Source organism: Nocardia sp. CA-151230, assembly GCF_050942175.1.
In the GTDB taxonomy this organism is placed as follows: Bacteria; Actinomycetota; Actinomycetes; order Mycobacteriales; family Mycobacteriaceae; genus Nocardia.
In genome coordinates, this window is sequence record NZ_CP192061.1 from 6,588,229 (window position 1) to 6,606,590 (window position 18,362).

The window sequence follows — 18,362 nt, forward strand, 5'->3', positions numbered from 1 at the left end:
GCCACCCGAGGAGAGCGGAAGCCTGTTCGAGGGCCGGAGCCCAGGACTGGTCCGCGCCCTAGGCACAGACCGCGCCCAGAGCCGAGGCACGGTCCGATACCCAGGGCCCAGGCCCACGGGCATGATCGTCATCTTGTCCTCGGCTCCCGGGCCTGTTGACCATGACCATGGCCCGACCCTTGACTCCCCTCCGGCCAACCCCCTGGCCCCGGCCCTCGCCGATGCCCGTGCCCTGGGCCACCATCACCAGGGCCATTGCCTTGGCCAGGATCGTCTCCGTGTCCTTGCCCATGCCCGGGGTGATGTCCATGACCGCTGTTTCCCGGCCTATTGCCATTTCCAGGTCCGTGGCCATGCCCTTGCCCCTCCCCGTGACTGTGCCCGTGTCCCGGCCTGTGTGGCGGGTGCGACGGGACCGGGTTCGGCGGGTGGGGATGCACGGGCCTCGGCTCGGGCACGGGGTGCGGCGGCGGGGCCGGCCTCGGCGGTTGCTCTGGTTCCCACACGCTCTCGGGCGGAGGCGCGGGCGCGGTGTACTCCGGAATCGGCGGGATCGAGAAGTACCGCGGCGTGTAAGGAATCATCGACGTCGTATCCGGCACATCGTCATCGTGAGGCGGCCGCCGCAGCTCAACCGTCGGATCCTCACGTCCTGGAGGCAGCCGCCACGCCAACCGCGGATCCTGCCCCGAGGCACGAGTGCCCGACTCCGGCGTCGAACCCTCACCTTCCACAGGTAAGCGCCAAGTCAACCTGGGGTCCTCAACCGTCCTCGGCCGCTGCGGCTCCGACGTCGAACCCTCACCCTCCTCGGGCAACCTCCATGTCAGTCTCGGATCTTGTCCCCGCGCAGGATTGCTCGGCGGTGGGGCTGAACCGTCGCCTTCAGCAGGCAGACGCCACGCCAAGCGCGGATCCTGACCCCTATCCAGCGCGGCGGCGGCCGCACTTGGGCCGTCGCCGACCTCACCTCCGAATTTCTCGGTGAACTGCCCGAAGTCGTCAATGAGCTGCCCGTAATCACCATCCAACTCCGACAGCCGACGCACAACGGCCTCCAGCCCGGCCCGCCGGAGCTGCTCCGGGCTCAACCCGTGGGGGTCTACGCCGAGCGAACGCACCTGCTCCCGAAGCGATTCCAGTGCCAACTCGGATGCGGGATTCTGTCCCGGCTCGGCTTCGGGCGCGGGCCTGGTCCCGGTCTCGGGCGTGGGCTTGGGCCAGGCTTCCGGCGCGGGGGTCTGCCGTGGCTCGGTGGCCGAGCGGGGATCCGGAGCGGGACGGGCTGGGGTGGCAGGGTTTTCGGCCTGGCCGGCTCGACGGTAGTCGTCGAGGTCGGCGCGTAGTTGCCTGCGGATGTCTCCCAGATCGCGCAGGCGCTGGTGGATGCCTTCGCGTTCCTCGAAGTACTTGTCCGGGCTCAGGTTCGCCTCGTCTAGGCGGGCCTGCGCATCCGACAGCTCTGCCGTGCGGCGCATGACCGCGTCCATACCGGCCCGGCCCATATGCTCCGGGCTCATTTCTTCCGGATCGATGCCCAGCGAACGCAGCAGTGCGCGAACCGAATCCAGTGCGGTCTCGGCCGGAGTCCGAGATCCCGACTCCGGATTCCCACTCGGCTCGTGAGGAGCCGCCGCCGGCCCACCCGTGCCGCCGGACTCGGGCCGTGTTTCCGTTGCGGACCCGGCCTTCGGCTCGGTCCCGGACTCGTGCACGGCCACCGGTTCGGACCGGGTCGGAACCGGTGCGGAGCCGTCGCCGCGGGCCGGCGCACCCGTACGCGACTCGGCGACAGGCCCGCCGGTTGCCGGGCGCGACGGGTTGGCGGGATCGGTGCCCGCCCGGGTTCCGGGCCCGGTCGTCGAGGGAGAACCCGCGCGCGAACCAGGTTCGCTGGTCGCGGGATTCGCGCCGCGCCCGGTCGTATCGCCGCCCGAGGGGTTTCCGGCACGCGAGTTGGGCTCGGGCGCAGTCGAACCGCCAGGACGCGAATTGGACTCGGCCGCAGGTGAAGAGCCGGTGCGCGGGCCTGGCTCGCTGCTGGGCGTTGTCCCGCGAGAGCCGGACTCCGAGGCGGGCGGGGTTCGGCCGCCCGAACCCGGCTCGGTGGCAGACGAGTTCGTTCCGCGCGTACCCGGGTCCGGAGCCGTGCGTGTGCCGGGATCGCCGAACAGATTGGTGAGGGGTCGGGGCGATTCCGTGGTGGAACTGGTTGAGGACGTGTGGGTTTGCGGGCCGGGGTCGCCGGTGGACAGGCCCGTGGCCGTGGATCGGGGGTGCGGGGTCCCCGCGCGCGCGGCCGACGGATCGGGCGTGGCCGTCGGGTGGGAGGTCGTCGCCGTTTCCGGATGGGGGGCCGGGGCGCTGCCGTCACCCCTGGTAGGCATGTTCATGCGCGCACCGGAGGGTGCCTCGAAGGAACCCGGGTGGACGCCGCCACAGGTGGGCAGGCGGAAGCCTTTGGTCCCGCCGGTCAGGACGCCGTAGGAGGTGGCGCTGGTGAGCAGCCGGGGGTCCCAGGTCCAGCCGTCCGTGGTGCCCTCGGTGATGAGGGTGGGGAGGCCGCCCACGCCCCACGAGGCGAAGGCTCCGGCGATGCCCGCGCCCGTGCCGACGAGAGCGCCGCGAACCGCATTGCCGAAGGGATTGCCCGCGAACGGAAGTCGAGTGGCGGCCCTGCCGAAGATCTCACCGGCGGGTCCGCCGACCGCGCCCGCGGCGGCCGCCGTGAAGGCGGTCATGCCGACCCGTTCCCAGTCCATGCCCCTACGGTGGCCCTCGGCGATCTGAAGGCCCTGGATGGCGACGTCCTGACCAGCGCCCAGAACGGTACTGACGACGACATGTTTCGCGAGGAAGCGGGCCAGCGCGGCGACGCCCAGTTTCGCCGCGTAGCTGGCGATGGCGGAAACCGCGCGTTCCCCCAGGATCCGCACGGCGACTCGCGTGACCAGCGTGGCCGCGGCCTCCTCCGCGGGCGCGGTGGGCGGGAAGCACCACGCCAGTGCGATCTCCACGGCGAGCATGCCGAGAGAGGTGAGGATCATGATCTTCGTGTACTCGATCTCGGTGCCGAGGCCGTCGGCCGCCTCGGAAACCTGATCGAGGATGTCGGCCAGCGCCTGGAAGGATTGCGGGCCCGAATCGAGGTTGTTCAGGGCCGTGACCATGGCCTCGAGACCGTCGCCCCACGGGTAGGCCGCGATGGTGGCCTTCTTGGCGGCCTCCAGTTCGGGCATCAGGTCACGCAATTGGCGCGCGGCGGCGCTCCAGTCGGAGGCGATGTCCCACATCGCGTCTTCGTCGCCCTGCGGCCAGGCCGAACCGGCGACCCAGCCCAGCCACTGCAGTTCGCCCGGAATATCGATGGACAATGGCGGCCGGTCTACCGGTAGTGGTTAGCGTTGCCGTGGTCCATCCGCTCGAGCGTGTCCGCGGCCTCGTTCTGCCCGGACGCGTACGACCCCAGGGTCGTCGCCATATTGCGGAGTCCGTCCCGCAGATTGGCGTGGGCCGCGGTGTACCCCTGTCCGCCGTCGGCGAAGGTGCTGCCATAGCTGTCGTCGCCCCAGACCGCGCCCTTGGCGGACAGCGCCTGTTCCAGGGTGGCGAGAATGCCGTTGACGCGGTTTTCGAGGTCCTGCATCTGCCCTGCGGCACCACGCAACTGACCAGGACTAACGCCGACTTTCGTTGCCACTGTTGCCCTTTCGCCGATGGACGGAAGATCAACGATGGCAACGGGTGCGGGCCGCGCAACAGGCAGGCGACCCCGAATTAACGCCGCCCTGACAGGTTTCGCGGTCTTCTTGACGAAACTCCGTGTGGGACAGGCAAAACCCGGTCCGGCATCCGCCGTTCGATGCCGGACCGGTCACGCGGGACTAGCTGCAGGCCGGGGAGGTCTGGTTGGCCAGGGAGAGCGCGTTGCAGATCCACTCCTTCTGGACCTTCCACTTGCCGTCCTCGGCCACGAAGGGCACCACGGCCTGCTGCGGCGCGCCGCCATTGATCGCGATCTGGGCGTCGGCGGTGATGGTGCCGTTGCCGAGATCGGTCACGTTGGTGACGGTGATGGTGGCGTTGTTCTGCTTGTAGGCCTCCGCCAGCCGGTTGGGCAGGCTCGGGTCGGCGGTGACGCCCTGCATCATGTCGAGCTTCTCCGAGTCGGGGATGCTCGGGTCCAGAGCCTTCTGCAGTGCGGTGTTCAGGTCCGCCGCGGTCGGGGCCGGCGGGTAGTTCGTCTGCGCCGCGGTGGTCTTGGAGGTGGTGACCTTGGCGGGCTTGCTCTCCTTCTTGTCACCGCTACCACACGCCGACAGCCCGAGTACGGTCACGACAGCCAGTGCGGCGACCGCGATGCGTCCAGTCTTCTGAAGCTTCAACTGCTCGTCCTTTGCGTTCGAGTAGGTCCGTTCGACAACGTGCCAGCTACACCCGACCGGCGGCGCTGCACGACACGCGACACTACCAACGCGGCGTCTCAGAAGCCGCCTTCGCGCCGGACGGCGCGGCATTTTCAGGCTGAATCCTCATAATTCACGCATTCGGGCCTTAACGGTCGGACAAGCCCCGATACCCCCGAAAAGTAAGGAAGACGGGCCGGCCCCCGTACCTCCGGAAGGCGCCGGAACCGGCTCAGCGCAGGCTGCCCAGTGGGTCGGCACGGGTGAGGTCGGGGTCCTCGGCGGGGAACGTGCGGGCAGGACCCGGCCCCGTGGAACGGGTTTCGAACCTGATGGTCACGACACCGTGGCCCGCGCCCTGCACCCAGCCGTGCCCGAATTCGGGGTGTTCGACATCGAGTCCCGGATACCAGGTTCCGACGGCGAAGGAGCGAGTCGCGGGCGGCACCACCGGATCCGGGCCCTCGGGCACCGCGAAGGCGGGTTCCTCGGAGACCGCGCCATCGGTGTCGACTGTCTGATCCAACTCCGGGAACAGCGATTCCTGCCGGATCTCCGAGAGTCCGGCGAAACCCACTCCCACCAGGCGAATCGGCCCGATCTCGGCCGGGTCCAGGGCGGACCGCTGCGCGGCGGCGGTGAGGGTGGCGAGATCCCCGGTGGCGTAGGGCAGCGTGGAGGAGCGGGTCACGATGCTCATGTCGGTCTTCTTGAGCTTGAGCACGACGGTGCGCGCCGCGCGGCCGTCCGTGGTGAGCCGCCGATGGGCGGAGGCGGCCATGGCGTCGATGGCCGGGCGCAGCTGGGGAAGGGTGAGAATGTCGGTCTCATAGGTGGTTTCGGCGCTGATCTGCTTGGCCTCCGCGCGCTCGGCCACCGGCCGGTCGTCGATGCCGCGGGCCAGCCGGTGCAGCGCCACCCCGATGCTGCCGCCGAGAATCGAGGACGCCTCCGACTCCGGCAGCGCCGCCAGCGCCCCCACGGTCTCGATTCCCAGTGAGCGCAACCGGCTTTCGGCCACCGGCCCGATCCCCCATAGTTTGCGCACCGGCAGCGCCGACAGGAAACCGTCCTGCTCGGCGGCCGGAATCACCCGCACCCCATCGGGTTTGGCCAGCCCGGAGGCGATCTTGGCGAGCTGCTTGCCGCTGCCCGCCCCGACCGAGGCCACCAGCCCGGTGCGCTCCCGCACCGCCGTCCGCAGCTCCTCGCAGAATTCGAGCACCCGCGCCGGGGTGGCCCCGGCCAGTTCCGCGGGTTCCCCGAACGCCTCGTCGAACGACAGCGTCTCCAGCACCGGGATCCGGGTCCGCAGGGTGTCGAAGACCTGCCCGCTGAGTTCGCCGTACACCGCCCCGCGCGGCGGGATCACCACCGCCGCCCCGCCGACCAGCCGCCGCGCCTGATGCATGGGCATGGCCGAGCGCGCCCCGAACACCCGCGCCTCGTAGCTGGCGCCCGCCACCACGCCGCGCCCACCCATGCCGCCCACGAGCACCGGCCGCCCGCGCAGGGTCGGGCGGGTCAGTTGCTCGACCGAGGCGAAGAACGCGTCCATATCTATATGCAGCACCCACCGCCGCTGTCCCGTACCTCGGGACCGACTGTCGATTTGCTGTGTGTCCGCCCCCGCCCCGGCCGGCCCGCCGCCCCTGCCCTCCGGCCCTGCACAACCGACTCCACCAGGCATGATGTCCCGGTTCGCGGGGTCGGCAGACGTATTCACACCGGGAAATCTACAAGCGACTACCGACAGGCACGACCCGCCGGATGTGTGATGATTCGTCCATGACGATTCGCAAGGCCGTGATTCCCGCAGCGGGTATCGGCTCGCGCCTGCTGCCGCTGACCAAGGCGATCCCGAAGGAGATGCTCGCGGTGGGCGACAAGCCCGTCATCGAACACACCGTCCGCGAGCTCGTGGCCTCCGGCATCACCGACATCACCATCGTGGTGAGCGGCGGAAAGTCGTTGATCCAGGATCACTTCCGCCCCAACCCCGCCCTGGTCGCCCAGCTGCGCGCCGACGGCAAGACCGCCTTCGCCGACGCGGTCGAGGAGGTCGGTGAGCTGAGCCGGCAGGGCCACATCACCTACCTGGACCAGCACGGCCCCTACGGCAACGGCACCCCGGTGCTGAACGCGGCCCGCCACCTGGGCAACGAGCCCATGCTGGTGCTGTGGCCCGACGACGTCTTCGTCGCCGAGGTGCCGCGCGCGCAGCAGCTCATCGACGCCTACGAGAAGACCAACGCGCCGGTGCTGGCGCTCATGCCGATGGATCCGTCCGAGTCGCAGCGCTACGGCGTCCCGGTGGTCGAGGAGACGGTCGGTGAGGGTCTGATGCGGATCAGCGGCCTGAAGGAGAAGCCCAAGCCGGAAGACGCCCCGTCCTCCTTCGCCGCCATCGGCGGCTACGTGGTGACCCCGGGCATCATCGCCGAGCTCCGCAAGCAGGTCGACAACTGGTACACCCACCGCACCGGCGAGGTGTATCTGACCGATGCCATCAATGTCTTCGCCGCCGAGAATCCGGTGTACGGCCAGGTGATCCGCGGGCGCTGGTACGACACCGGCAACCCGGCCGACTATCTGACCGCGCAATTCGCCTCGGCGCTGGCACATCCGGAGTACGGTCCGCTGTTGCGTCAGCTCGTCGCCGAGTAGGCCGCCGCCGCACCACGGGCCGCCAGGTTCGGCGCACAGGTGCCGTTCACCCAACCACGCCAGACCGAATTTGTCGAAACCCGAAACATGGGGGCATGTTTCGGCGATCATGCCGATGGGTCGGGATACCCCTCTGGATCGAAGGTCGGTTTTGCTAGGCGGATTGGGCACCCGGGCGGCACTGCTCGCGGCGGCAAGTTGTTCTCTTGTCACTACGTTCACCATGGTCGTACCCGCTGGTCCGGCCGTCGGCGCCCCACCCGACCCGATAACCAGCGTGGCGAGCCTCGCGGGCACCGCGGTGTCCGACGACGGCTCCGCCATCACCTCCTACGAGGTGCACGACTCCCGCAACTTGACGCTGCACGTGCATTCGGCGGCCATGGACTCCGATATCACGGTGGAGGTGCAGCGTCCCGCCGACACCTCCGAGCCGCGCCCGGTGCTGTATCTGCTCAATGGCGCGGGCGGCGGACAGGACACGGCGACCTGGAAGCGCAATACCGATTCCACCCAGTTCTTCATGGACAAGAACGTGAACGTGGTGATGCCGATCGGCGGCGCGTTCACCTACTACACCGATTGGCGCAGCCCCGATCCCCGGCTGGGCCAGCCCATGTGGAAGACCTTCCTCACCGAGGAGCTACCCCCGCTGGTCGACGCGGCCCTGGCCACCAATGGGATTCACGCCATCGCGGGCATGTCCATGTCGGGCACCTCGGTGCTGCAGCTTCCTATCGCCGCGCCCGGCCTGTACCGGGCCGTCGCCGCCTACAGCGGGTGCGCCCAGATCAGTGATCCGGTCGGCCAGAAGTTCACCGACCTGGTGGTCTCCATCGGCGGCGGCAATCCGGTGAACATGTACGGGCCGATGGACGATCCGGAGTGGGCCGCCAACGACCCCTACGTGCACGCCGAGGCGCTGCGCGGCCTGGGGATCTATGTCTCCAACGGCTCCGGCCTGCCCGGCCGCCACGACAATGTGGCCGATGTGCGCAGCCTCGGTCCGGCGGACGGCGGTCTGCCGCAACAGATCCTGGTCGGCGGCATTCTGGAGGCGGCCAGCGACTGGTGCGCCCGCAATCTCAAGACCCGCCTGCACCAGTTGGACATTCCGGCGACCTTCGATATCGCCAAGCCGGGTACGCACTCGTGGGGCTACTGGCAGGACGCGCTGCGCGCCTCGTGGCCGGTGCTGGCCAAGGGCCTGGAGCTGCCCGAAACGGATTGAGCCACGGCGGGTTCCGGCCCTCGGTGTCTGTCCGACGAAGCCGCTAGCCCTCGTCGGCGGCGTTGTAGCGCACGAGATAGGCCGCGAGCCGCTCGACATCCGCGTCGTCCCAGTCGGCGAACCGTTCGGTGAACGCGGCGCTGCGGTTGCGCGCGGCGGCGCGGGCCACCCGCTTGCCTTCGGCGGTGGCGTGCAGCACCAGGTTGCGGCGGTTGGCCGGGTCGACCTCGCGGGCCAGGTAGCCGTCGCGTTCCAGCGTGGCCACCTGACGGCTGACCGTGGACTTGTCGAGGTGGAAGTGCCCGGCCAGATCCGCGGCCAGGCATCCGTTCCGCTCGATCACCAGGTCGAGAATGCTGGACGCCACCAGCGACAGCTCCGGATGCAGTTCGGCGGCGCGCCCGCGGGCGCGCCGGGCGAAGGCGGTGAGCTCACGCTGTATGACCTCGATCGCGTCGGATCGGCCGGGGAATGCGTCAGCGCTGTTCATAGTTGTAGACTACAACCTCGATTGGTTGTATTTACCAACTATTGGAGAAGAACCCATGGCTTCGCATCAGATCCGGCATGTCGCCGTGCACCTGCTCACCCCGCTGCTCATGTGCCTCGGCATGGGACTGGCGTACCTGGGCGCATTCCACCAGCCCGAGCCCAACCACCTGGCGGTGGCCATCGTCGGCGACAGCCCGCAGGTCAAGGTGCTCGCACAGACCCTGAAGGACAAGGGCGGCAATGCCCTCGACGTGATCACCGTCCCCACCCGCGACGATGCGGTGAGCGAGCTGCGCCACCGCGACCTGGCAGGGGCGTACGTCCCCGACGCCGCGCAGCCCGAACTGCTGGTCGCCAAGGCTGGATCCGACACCACCGCCATGGCCGCCGAGGCCGTCTTCGGCCAGGTCGCCGGGCTGCAGAACGCGCCGCTGACCGTCACCGACGTCACCACCCCCAGCTCCGGCGACCCCACCGCACAGGGCATCTTCTTCCTGCTGGTCGCCCTGAGCATCGGCTCCTACGGCAGCGTCGCCGCCATCGGCGCGGCGGGCGTGGGCCTGCCCATGTGGCTGCGCGGCGCGATCGGCCTGGTCACCTCGCTGCTGGTGAGCCTGATCGGCCTGGCCCTCGCGGGTCCCGTCTTCCACGTGGTCGACCACGACCTGGGCGCGATCTGGGGCATGTCGTGGCTGTACTCCGCGGGCATCCTGACCATCGGCATCGGCCTGCACACCTTCCTGAAGCGCTGGACCACCCTGGCCCTGATGGTGTTGTTCGTCATGCTGAACTTCACCAGCTCCGGCGGCGTCTACAGCCCGTGGCTGCAGAACGACTTCTTCGGCACCCTGCACCACTTCTGGAACGGCGCGGGCTTCGTCGAGGGCGCACGCAGCCTGCTCTACTTCGACAGCACCGGACTGGGTGGCCGGATGGCGAGCCTGGCGCTCTGGTTCGCGGCGGGCGTGCTGCTCATGATCGTGGCGGGCCTGACCGAAAAGCGGCAGGCCGCAGCACAATCGGCGCCGCGCCACGCCGCCCCCGAACCCGTCGAGCAGGCCCCGTCCACCGAGACCGCGGTGGCGGCCGAGGAGGAGATGGAGGAGGCGGTCGGCGTCTGAGGCCGGTCTACCGAATACCCAACTGCGACAAGGCGGTCCGGATGCCCACCCGGACCGTCTCGTTGTCTCCCATGCCCCCGCTGACGGCCACGCCGTCGCGGGTCAACAGCAGCGCCCGGGCGGCATCGTCGATGTCGGCGTGCCCCGCGGCGCGCAGCCGGTCGGCCATCAGATCCCGGAACCAGCCGCGATAGTCGTCGACGACCTTGCGGACGGCGTGCTCCGGATTCGGGAACTCCACGGCCGCATTGAGAAACGGGCAGCCCCGGAAGCCCGGCCCGCAGCTGAGCTCGCCCAGCCGCTCGAAGATGCCGACGATGGAGTCGGTGCCGGCGCCGGGAATGGCCTCCAATACCTCGCGCTGGCGATCGTATTCGCGCACCAGGTAGGCGACGACCAGGTCTTCCTTGGTCTTGAAGTGCCGGTAGAAGGTGGCCTTCGCGATTCCCGCCTCGGCGATGATGCGGTCGATGCCGACGGTGTGAATGCCCTCGGCGTAGAACAGCCTGGTCGCGGTGTCCAGCAGGCGATCACGGGCTTCGCTCATGGCTGACCTGCACTCCTTCCCCTCATCGGGCTTCGGTATTGACGATAGCAGACAGATCTGTCTACTCTGAGTCGCGTCTGAACAGACAAGTCTGTCTAGGGAGATTCGAAATGGCTAAGCTCTTCACCTCGTCCGCCACCTCCGTCGGCCGCGAGGGCCGTTCGGTCAGCTCCGACGGTTACCTCGACCTGAAGCTGGCCCAGCCCAAGGAGGCCGGCGGCAGCGGTGACGGCACCAACCCGGAGCAGCTGTTCGCGGTGGGTTACTCGGCCTGCTTCGCCGGCGCGCTGCAGGTGGTCGCCCGCAACCAGGGCATCGAGCTGGGCGACACCTCGGTGACCGCCGATGTCAGCCTGAACAAGGACGAGGAGACCGGTTTCGGCATCTCGGTCGTGCTGCGCGTCGAGCTGCCGGAGGAGCTGCAGAACGACAAGGGCCGCGAGCTGGTCGAGGCCGCCCACCAGGTGTGCCCCTACTCCAAGGCCACCCGCGGCAACATCCCCGTGGAACTGGTTGTCGAGTAGGACGATTCAGTAGAAGCGGCGAATGGTGTAGATGTCGAACTGGCTCAGCGGAGTCAGACCGACGGGCACACCCCAGTCGTACGCGTTCAGCACATTGCCGCCTCCCGCGTAGATGCCTACGTGGGAGGCGTCGTTGTTGAGGACGACGACGTCCCCGACCTCCATGGAGCCGACGGGCACCTCGAGTCCGGCGTCGGCCTGCTGCCAGGTGGTGCGCGGCATATCGATGCCGACGCTGCGAAAAGCCCACTGCACCAGGCCCGAGCAGTCCCAGGCGTCCGGGCCGGTGCCGCCCCAGCGGTAGGGCTTGCCGGTCTGTGTGGTCGCCAGCGCGAGCGCGACCATGGCCCGCGGACTGGCCAGCGGCAGCTGCGCGGAACCGCTCGCGCTGCCCGAGGCCGACCCGCTGGCGCTGCCGGAGGCGGACCCCGACGCCGAGCCGGTATCCGCGTGCGCCAGACCCGCCCAGAGCGCGGCGCTCAGCACCAGTGCCGAGGCCGTCGTGACGAATGATGCGAAACGGTGAACCTGCCTTCGAGCCATATGCGTGCCCCTTCATCGGCGATACCGCAGCAACATCTCGAGCAAGAAAATTAGCTAACAGATAGCTGTTGTATCGCACGCGCAACATACGTCACAAGGGAACTTGGGTCGCGTGTCTCGATCCCCCGACACAAACCCCGAAAACAAGCTGTTCAGGCGAAGGAATCCAGCAAAAAGTCGAGAGCGCCCGCCCAGATCCCGGGAAGGCGCTCCACATTTGCCAATGGCAGCCCAGGCGATCTACCGATGTGCATCCGATCGCTCGGCCACTGTGAAGATGGTGACCACATTGGCGTCGTCGTCGATGCTGTAGACGATTCGATGCTGCCCGAACCGGATCCGCCAGTCACAGTCGCTGCCTGCGAGCTTCTTCACGCCATCAGGACGCGGCTCCTCGCCCAGAGCAATGATCATGCGCAGCGCGGTACCGAAGGCATTGCGGGGTAACTTCTACAGCTGCTTCAGGACGTCGGGATGGAATTCGCATGACGACCTCCCACGGCGGACCTCGTCCTCGACCGGACTGCGTCCCCGCTCCTGACGGAACAGGGAAGGGGCGGAACCGGTTCGGTTCCGCCCCTCGCCTCGTCGGCACGCTGAAACGTGGCTACGCCTTGACGATCGAGACCTTCACGCCGCCGACGATCTCGGGGGCGTCGGCACCCACCTCACCGAGAGACAGTGTGGTGGCGAGGATTTCGCCCGCGATCAGCTCGCGGTGGGTCTCCGCCCAGCCCAGGCGCTCGGCCGGGACGTCGAGCACGACCGTGATGCGGTCGGAGACGTCCAGGCCCAGGGACTTGCGGGTCTCCTGCAGGTCGCGGATGAGGTCGCGGGCCCAGCCCTCGGCCTCCAGCTCCTCGGTGACCGCCGAATTCAGCACCACCAGACCGATATTGCCGGGCAGGGCGGCGGTGGATTCGGGTTCGGCGGCGACCAGTCGCTGGGTGTACTCCTCCGGCAGCAGGGCGATGCCGGCGGCGGAGACGGTGCCGTCGGCGGCCTCGCTCCACTCCCCCGCCTTGACCGCCTTGATGACCGTCTGGACCTCCTTGCCCAGGCGCGGTCCGGCGGCGCGGGCGTTCACCACGAGCTCGAAGCGGCCGTGCGCGGCCACATCGGTGGTGAGGTCGACCTTCTTGACGTTCACCTCGTCGGCGATCAGATCCACGAAGGGCCGCAGGCGTTCCGCGTCGGCGGCGGCCACGGTGACCTCCGAGAGCGGCAGGCGCACGCGCAGGTTCTGGGCCTTGCGCAGGCTCAGCACCGTGGAGCAGACCGTGCGGACCTCGTCCATGGCCGACACCAGTTCGGCATCGTGCGGCAGGTCGGTGTCGCTCGGCCAGTCGGCCAGGTGCACCGAGCGCTCGCCGGTGAGGCCGCGCCAGATCACCTCGGTCAGCAGCGGCAGCAGCGGGGCGGCCAGCCGGGTGGTCACCTCGAGCACCGTGTGCAGGGTGTCGATGGCGTCGCGGTCCTCTTCCCAGAATCGCGAACGCGACCGGCGCACATACCAATTGGTGAGCGCGTCGGCGAAGGTGCGCAGCTCGTCGCAGGCCGTCGCGATGTCGTAGATCTCGAGGGCATCGGTCATGACGTCGCGGGTCTGCGCCAGCTTGGCCAGGATGTAGCGGTCCAGCACATTCGACGAGTCCGTGCGCCAGGTACCCGGCTTGGAGGCATAGAGCTGCAGGAAGGTCCACGCGTTCCAGAGCGGGCGCAGGGCCTGGCCGACACCCTCGCGGATGCCGCGCTCGGTGACGATGAGGTTGCCGCCGCGCAGCACCGGGGACGCCATGAGGAACCAGCGCATGGCGTCGGACCCGTCGCGGTCGAAGACCTCGTTGACGTCCGGGTAGTTGCCCTTGGACTTGGACATCTTGAGGCCGTCGTCGCCGAGCACGATGCCGTGCGCCACCACCGATTTGAAGGCCGGGCGATCGAACAGCGCGGTCGAGAGGATGTGCAGGTTGTAGAACCAGCCGCGGGTCTGGCCGTTGTACTCGACGATGAAGTCGCCCGGGCTGTGCGCGGTAGCGACGGCCGAGCCGTCCATGGACTCCGTGGCGGTGCCCTCGAACCACTCTTTGTTCTCGAACGGGTAGTGCACCTGCGCGTACGGCATGGAGCCGGACTCGAACCAGCAGTCCAGCACCTCGGGCGTGCGCCGCATCATCGACTTCCCGGTCGGGTCATCGGGATTGGGGCGCACCAGCTCGTCGATGCCGGGCCGGTGCAGATCGCTCGGCCGCACGCCGAAGTCCTGCTCCAGCTGATCCAGCGAGCCGTACACGTCCACACGCGGGTAGGCCGGGTCGTCGGAGATCCACACCGGGATGGGCGCACCCCAGTAACGGTTGCGGCTGATGTTCCAGTCGTGCGCGTTCTGCAGCCACTTGCCGAACTGGCCGTCGCGGATGTGCTCGGGAACCCAGGTGATCTCCTTGTTGAGCTCCACCATGCGGTCGCGGAAGGTGGTGACCGCCACGAACCACGACGGCACCGCCATGTAGATCAGCGGCTGGCCCGAGCGCCAGCTGTGCGGGTAGGAGTGCTCGATGGTCTCGTGCCGCAACAGCTTTCCGGCGGCCTTGAGGTCCTTGATGATGACCGGGTTGGCGTCGAAGACCATCAGGCCCTCGTAGGGCGGCACCATGGAGGTGAACTTGCCGCCCGGGTCGAGGGGCTGCACGACCTCGATTCCATTGGCGGAGGCCACATCCATGTCCTCCTCACCGAACGCGGGCGCCAGATGCACCACGCCGGTACCGGAGTCGGTGGTCACGTAGTCGGCGTTGAGCACCCGGTGCGCGTTGGGATGGCCGAGGAAGAAGTCGAAGGGCGGCAGGTAGTCCAGGCCCTCCAGCGCCGCGCCCGAATACTCGGACAGCACAGTCGGTTCCTCGCCCAGCTCGCGCGCGTAGTGCGAGACCCGCTCGGCGGCAAGCACGTACCGCTTGCCGTCCTTGCCCTGGACGTGGGCGTAGGTGATGTCGGGGTGCACCGCGATCGCCAGGTTGGACGGCAGCGTCCACGGCGTAGTGGTCCAGATGAGGGCGTTGGCGCCGTCCAGGGCGTGCAGCGGGTGCTCGGCGGGGACCCGCAGCACCATGTCCACGGTGACCGCCGGATCCTGGCGCATCCGGTAGGAGTCGTCGAGGCGCGCCTCCTGATTGGACAGCGGGGTCTGCTCGTACCAGCTGTAGGGCAGCACCCGGAAGCCCTGATAGATCAGGCCCTTGTCGTACAGCGACTTGAACGCCCACATGACCGATTCCATGAAGTCGAGGTCGAGGGTTTTGTAGTCGTTGTCGAAGTCGACCCACCGGGCCTGGCGTGTCACATAGTTACGCCACTCGTTCGTGTAGCGCAGTACCGAGGATTTGCACGCGGCATTGAATTCCGCGAGACCCATGGCATCGATCTGTGATTTGTCCGTGATACCGAGCTGCTTCTCCGCTTCGATTTCCGCGGGCAGGCCGTGAGTATCCCAACCGAATCGTCGTTCCACCTTCTTGCCGCGCATGGTTTGGAAACGCGGGATCAAATCCTTCACGTATCCGGTCAGCAGATGACCGTAGTGCGGCAACCCATTGGCGAAGGGCGGGCCGTCGTAGAAGACGAATTCCTCTGCATCGGAACGGTTCTCGATGCTGGCACGGAAGGTGTCGTCGGCGGCCCAGTAGTCCAGGACCCGCTGCTCCAGCTCGGGGAACGATACCTGACCGGAGGTCCGGCTCAGGTCAACGCGCGGATATGCGCTTCGGGTGGTGGTCTCGTCCGCCATCGCGGCCTCTCAGCTCCTCGTGCCAGCACTGTGGGCACGGGGACGATGCCGGCGCTCGGTGCGCCGTAACCGCGGTACCACCCCGCTTGCCCGGTCCAGGATCACGAAAACCCTTACAGGACCGAGCCTCTCGTTGTGAGCTGTGACGGGCTCACCCGTTCGGTTCTAGTGAGCGGACCCTGTCGTTCACTGCTGAACGCAGACGCCCGCCGTTCTTCCGAAAGCTCCCCGGTGATGGCCGGATCAACGCCGTATAGCTCTCTACAGTCTAGCGGGGCCGGTCCAGCGGATATTCCACGGACCCGCCCCACTAATGCTTCGCATGTCGTCCGCCCGGCCGTGACGAGGTGTCCTCGTCATCGGTCCGCAGCGACAACGCACTGACGAGCAGCAGCACCGCGCCTATCACGCACACGATGATGCAGCCCCATGCCCAGATCACCGAACCGGTGGTCAGTGCGGTCACCAGCAGGCCGAAACCCACGGCTGCGAGCGCGAGCGTCACCACGAGCAAGTGCACCACCCCCTCGTTGGGCTTCGATAGCGGTGGCTATCGGAGGACTCGAAAGGTTGGCGGCGATACCGCGCCACCCGGGAGTTCCTCCCGCGCGACCTGGCATCGCTGGCCGTATCTACGACTTTACTTGCTGCCCTTGAGAAGTGCGCCGTTGCCGGATGCATCCTGGCCGAACTCGCCGCCGTCGACCGGGACCGCCGAACCACGGTTCTCCAGCTCCTCCAGCTGCGATTCCAGGTAGGACTTCAGGCGCACACGGTATTCGCGCTCGAAGGTCTTGAGCTGCTCGATCCGGCTCTCCAGCACGCTGCGCTGCTGGGTGATGGTGGCCATGATCTCGGTGTGCTTGCGCTCGGCGTCGGCCTGCAGGGCGTCGGCCTTCTCCTTCGCCTGGCGCAGCTGGGAATCCGAGCGGGTCTGCGCGTCGGACAGCATGGCCTCGGCCTTCTGGCGGGCATCGGCGATCATCGCCTCGGAACGCGTACGCGCGTCGCTGACCAGGCGCTCGGAGTTGGCCCGGGCGTTCGCCAGCAGCTGCTCGGCCTCGGTCTTGGCATCGGAGGTGAGGCGGTCGGCCATCTCCTGGGCCAGCGAAAGCACCTTGGCGGCCTGCAGATTCGCGTCCGCGGAGGGAGCGTCCTGCTTGATGGCGGCCACCGGGACCGGAGCCGGCATGGGGGCCGGGGGCGGCGGCGGAGCGGCCTTGATGGGCTCCGGCGCGACGGGCGCCTTCACCGGCTGAACCGCGGGACCGCGATTCTTCTTGGCGTCAGCCAGTTCCGCGTCCAACTCGGCAACTCGCTGGCGAAGATCAGCGTTCTCCTCGATGAGGCGTGAGAGCTCCTGCTCGACCAGGTCGAGGAAGGCATCGACTTCATCCTCGTTGTAGCCGCGCTTCCCGATCGGCGGTTTGCTGAACGCGACGTTATGAACATCGGCGGGGGTCAGCGGCATGGAACGATCCCTTCACGCTTCGTATGGAGATCTAGCGGTAGATCTGGGCAAGCTTTCTTTCGGGCCATTCTGTCACACCTGAGCTATCGACTGCCCTGCCTGGCCCGTGATCGTCATCAAGATGAACACGATGAAAAGCAGGACCATAATGGACAGATCGAGCCGAATTCCCCCAAGATTCACTGGGGGTATCAAACGCCTCAGAAGTTTCACCGGAGGGTCGGTGACCGTGAAGATCACCTCCAGGATGATCACCACGAAGCCCGTCGGCCGCCAGTCTCGCGCGAAGCTGCGGATGAACTCGACGATGACTCGGCTGATCAGCAGCAGCCAGAAGAGGAACAGTAGTAGGTTCAACACCTGGAACAGGGCCACCGCACCACTGTGCCCTAGATTCGATGATCGGCAAAATAGAAACACGGATCGTCCCGGTCACAGCCGAACCCCTGCTGTATGACCGCTTCCGGACCCCGCCCGGACAGCACCGCCACACATCGTGGCACTCGGATACCCGACAACTCGGGCGCAAGACTCCCCCGCCATTCCCCCGCGACTATTTCGCAACCCCCGTTGACGCGACGCAATTCCTTGCCGCGGTTTACTTTTGAGCTCCATGCCGGCGATCAGCACCTCGACCGCTACCCCTGGCGGCCGGCCCTTCCCTCGGGGCCCGGGAGGCACGGCCTCCGAACGGGTTTCAGGGCGTGGCCCTGAGGTCCCCGAGAGTCGGGGTCACTTCTGGTTGTAGAAGCCGTTTTCCGCGATCCGGCGGCGCTCCTCGGCGGAGACGTCCACGTCGGCCGGTGAGAGCAGGAACACCTTGGTGGCGACCTTGTCGAACGAACCACGCAGGGCGAAGGCCAGACCCGCGGCGAAGTCCACCAGGCGGCGGGCGTCGGAGTTGCTCATCTCGACCAGGTCCATGATCACCGGGGTGCCGTCGCGGAAGCGCTCACCGATGATGGCGGCCTCCGCGTAGGTGCGCGGGCGCAGCGTGGTGATCTTGGACAAGGTGCCTCCGTCCTCGAAGATCTGGGGACGGCGGGCCGCCTCGATCCGGCGCTCCTGCTCCCGCAGCTCCTCGATGCGCCGCTCCGCATCGGTATCCATCGCGAGCGCGCCGCGGGTGCTGCCGCGCACCGTGGGCGCGCTGCCGCCCATGGCACGGGTGCGGCTGGACGGGGCGGTGTCGATGCGGGTGGGACGACGGGGGGCGTCGTAACGGTCGTCGGCGTCGTAGCGGTCACGGTGGTCGCGCTCGCGGTGGTCGTCGGCATAGTCGTCCCGGCGGGACACGCTGTACCCAGGCTTGTAGGGCGCCTTGTAGGACGGCTCGTAGGCGGGCTCGTCGTCGTAGCGGTCCTCGCCGTATCGGTCGTAATCACGCTCGCGGTCGGCGTAGGGCCGGGGACGACGCTGGCCACGCTCATCGGCGCTCCGGGAGGCTCCGCGGTCGTCGACGTAATCGTCTTCGTAATCCTCGAGCGGAACCATCCCGAAGTACGCCTTGAACTTGTGCAGCGTGCTCATCTGGTCGACCTTCCTTCGGCCCCGGTTGGCCTGGGGTGTTGTC

The 18,362-nt window shown here is 67.9% G+C and carries 17 protein-coding genes; 4 read left to right on the forward strand and 13 right to left on the reverse strand.

Going from position 1 to position 18,362, the window contains the following annotated elements; genetic code table 11:
- Nucleotides 1-128 precede the first annotated feature (128 nt).
- The 4 genes from ACQP1O_RS31075 to ACQP1O_RS31090 form a co-directional block, all read right to left on the reverse strand.
- Nucleotides 129-3,374 (reverse strand): hypothetical protein, encoded by a 3,246-nt coding sequence (locus ACQP1O_RS31075; RefSeq protein ID WP_433561956.1) that lies wholly within the window; start codon nt 3,372-3,374, stop codon nt 129-131.
- An 11-nt stretch (nt 3,375-3,385) separates the two neighbouring features.
- Nucleotides 3,386-3,700 carry a WXG100 family type VII secretion target gene (locus tag ACQP1O_RS31080; protein ID WP_433561957.1) on the reverse strand — a complete coding sequence of 105 codons (315 nt, stop codon included), beginning with the start codon at nt 3,698-3,700 and terminating at the stop codon, nt 3,386-3,388.
- A gap of 184 nt (nt 3,701-3,884) precedes the next feature.
- Nucleotides 3,885-4,385, reverse strand: coding sequence for a hypothetical protein (locus tag ACQP1O_RS31085; RefSeq protein ID WP_433561958.1), 501 nt, complete (start codon nt 4,383-4,385; stop codon nt 3,885-3,887).
- Nucleotides 4,386-4,638: 253 nt separating this feature from the next.
- A complete protein-coding gene (locus tag ACQP1O_RS31090) occupies nt 4,639-5,964 on the reverse strand; it encodes a DNA polymerase IV (RefSeq protein WP_433561959.1) in 1,326 nt (441 codons plus the stop codon).
- A gap of 230 nt (nt 5,965-6,194) precedes the next feature.
- Between ACQP1O_RS31090 and ACQP1O_RS31095 the strand changes: the two genes are divergently transcribed.
- Together ACQP1O_RS31095 and ACQP1O_RS31100 are read left to right on the forward strand one after the other, a co-directional pair.
- Nucleotides 6,195-7,073 (forward strand): UTP--glucose-1-phosphate uridylyltransferase, encoded by an 879-nt coding sequence (locus tag ACQP1O_RS31095; RefSeq protein WP_354842978.1) that lies wholly within the window; start codon nt 6,195-6,197, stop codon nt 7,071-7,073.
- 223 nt (nt 7,074-7,296) lie between these two features.
- Nucleotides 7,297-8,304 (forward strand): alpha/beta hydrolase, encoded by a 1,008-nt coding sequence (locus tag ACQP1O_RS31100; RefSeq protein ID WP_433561960.1) that lies wholly within the window; start codon nt 7,297-7,299, stop codon nt 8,302-8,304.
- Nucleotides 8,305-8,347: 43 nt separating this feature from the next.
- On the opposite strand, the gene ACQP1O_RS31105 is transcribed toward ACQP1O_RS31100, so the two are convergent.
- The gene (locus ACQP1O_RS31105; protein ID WP_433561961.1) at nt 8,348-8,794 is read right to left on the reverse strand and encodes a MarR family winged helix-turn-helix transcriptional regulator; all 447 of its coding nucleotides are present in this window, start codon (nt 8,792-8,794) and stop codon (nt 8,348-8,350) included.
- A 55-nt stretch (nt 8,795-8,849) separates the two neighbouring features.
- Between ACQP1O_RS31105 and ACQP1O_RS31110 the strand changes: the two genes are divergently transcribed.
- A complete protein-coding gene (locus ACQP1O_RS31110; RefSeq protein WP_433561962.1) occupies nt 8,850-9,917 on the forward strand; it encodes a hypothetical protein in 1,068 nt (355 codons plus the stop codon).
- Nucleotides 9,918-9,924: 7 nt separating this feature from the next.
- Here the strand turns inward: ACQP1O_RS31110 and ACQP1O_RS31115 are convergent, their stop codons facing one another.
- Nucleotides 9,925-10,464: a TetR/AcrR family transcriptional regulator gene (locus ACQP1O_RS31115; protein ID WP_433561963.1), complete on the reverse strand. Its 540-nt coding sequence runs from the start codon at nt 10,462-10,464 to the stop codon at nt 9,925-9,927.
- A 110-nt stretch (nt 10,465-10,574) separates the two neighbouring features.
- Between ACQP1O_RS31115 and ACQP1O_RS31120 the strand changes: the two genes are divergently transcribed.
- Nucleotides 10,575-10,988 (forward strand): organic hydroperoxide resistance protein, encoded by a 414-nt coding sequence (locus ACQP1O_RS31120; protein ID WP_354842991.1) that lies wholly within the window; start codon nt 10,575-10,577, stop codon nt 10,986-10,988.
- 6 nt (nt 10,989-10,994) lie between these two features.
- Here ACQP1O_RS31120 and ACQP1O_RS31125 read toward each other — a convergent pair whose 3' ends face one another.
- The 7 genes from ACQP1O_RS31125 to ACQP1O_RS31155 all read right to left on the reverse strand — a co-directional run bounded on the left by ACQP1O_RS31125 (nt 10,995) and on the right by ACQP1O_RS31155 (nt 18,319).
- The gene (locus ACQP1O_RS31125; protein ID WP_433561964.1) at nt 10,995-11,531 is read right to left on the reverse strand and encodes an NlpC/P60 family protein; all 537 of its coding nucleotides are present in this window, start codon (nt 11,529-11,531) and stop codon (nt 10,995-10,997) included.
- 240 nt (nt 11,532-11,771) lie between these two features.
- Entirely contained in the window at nt 11,772-11,945 is a 174-nt protein-coding gene (locus ACQP1O_RS31130; RefSeq protein WP_433561965.1) for a type II toxin-antitoxin system RelE family toxin, read from the reverse strand.
- Nucleotides 11,946-12,138: 193 nt separating this feature from the next.
- Nucleotides 12,139-15,318: an isoleucine--tRNA ligase gene (gene ileS / locus ACQP1O_RS31135; protein WP_433561966.1), complete on the reverse strand. Its 3,180-nt coding sequence runs from the start codon at nt 15,316-15,318 to the stop codon at nt 12,139-12,141.
- 310 nt (nt 15,319-15,628) lie between these two features.
- Entirely contained in the window at nt 15,629-15,832 is a 204-nt protein-coding gene (locus tag ACQP1O_RS31140; protein ID WP_354843223.1) for a hypothetical protein, read from the reverse strand.
- Nucleotides 15,833-15,958: 126 nt separating this feature from the next.
- Nucleotides 15,959-16,789, reverse strand: a complete 831-nt coding sequence (wag31, locus tag ACQP1O_RS31145; RefSeq protein WP_433561967.1) for a DivIVA-like cell division protein Wag31 — start codon at nt 16,787-16,789, stop codon at nt 15,959-15,961.
- A 72-nt stretch (nt 16,790-16,861) separates the two neighbouring features.
- The gene (locus ACQP1O_RS31150; protein ID WP_040856625.1) at nt 16,862-17,164 is read right to left on the reverse strand and encodes a YggT family protein; all 303 of its coding nucleotides are present in this window, start codon (nt 17,162-17,164) and stop codon (nt 16,862-16,864) included.
- Nucleotides 17,165-17,521: 357 nt separating this feature from the next.
- Complete coding sequence (locus ACQP1O_RS31155) at nt 17,522-18,319, reverse strand: cell division protein SepF (protein ID WP_433561968.1); 798 nt, start codon at nt 18,317-18,319, stop codon at nt 17,522-17,524.
- Nucleotides 18,320-18,362: the final 43 nt, after the last annotated feature.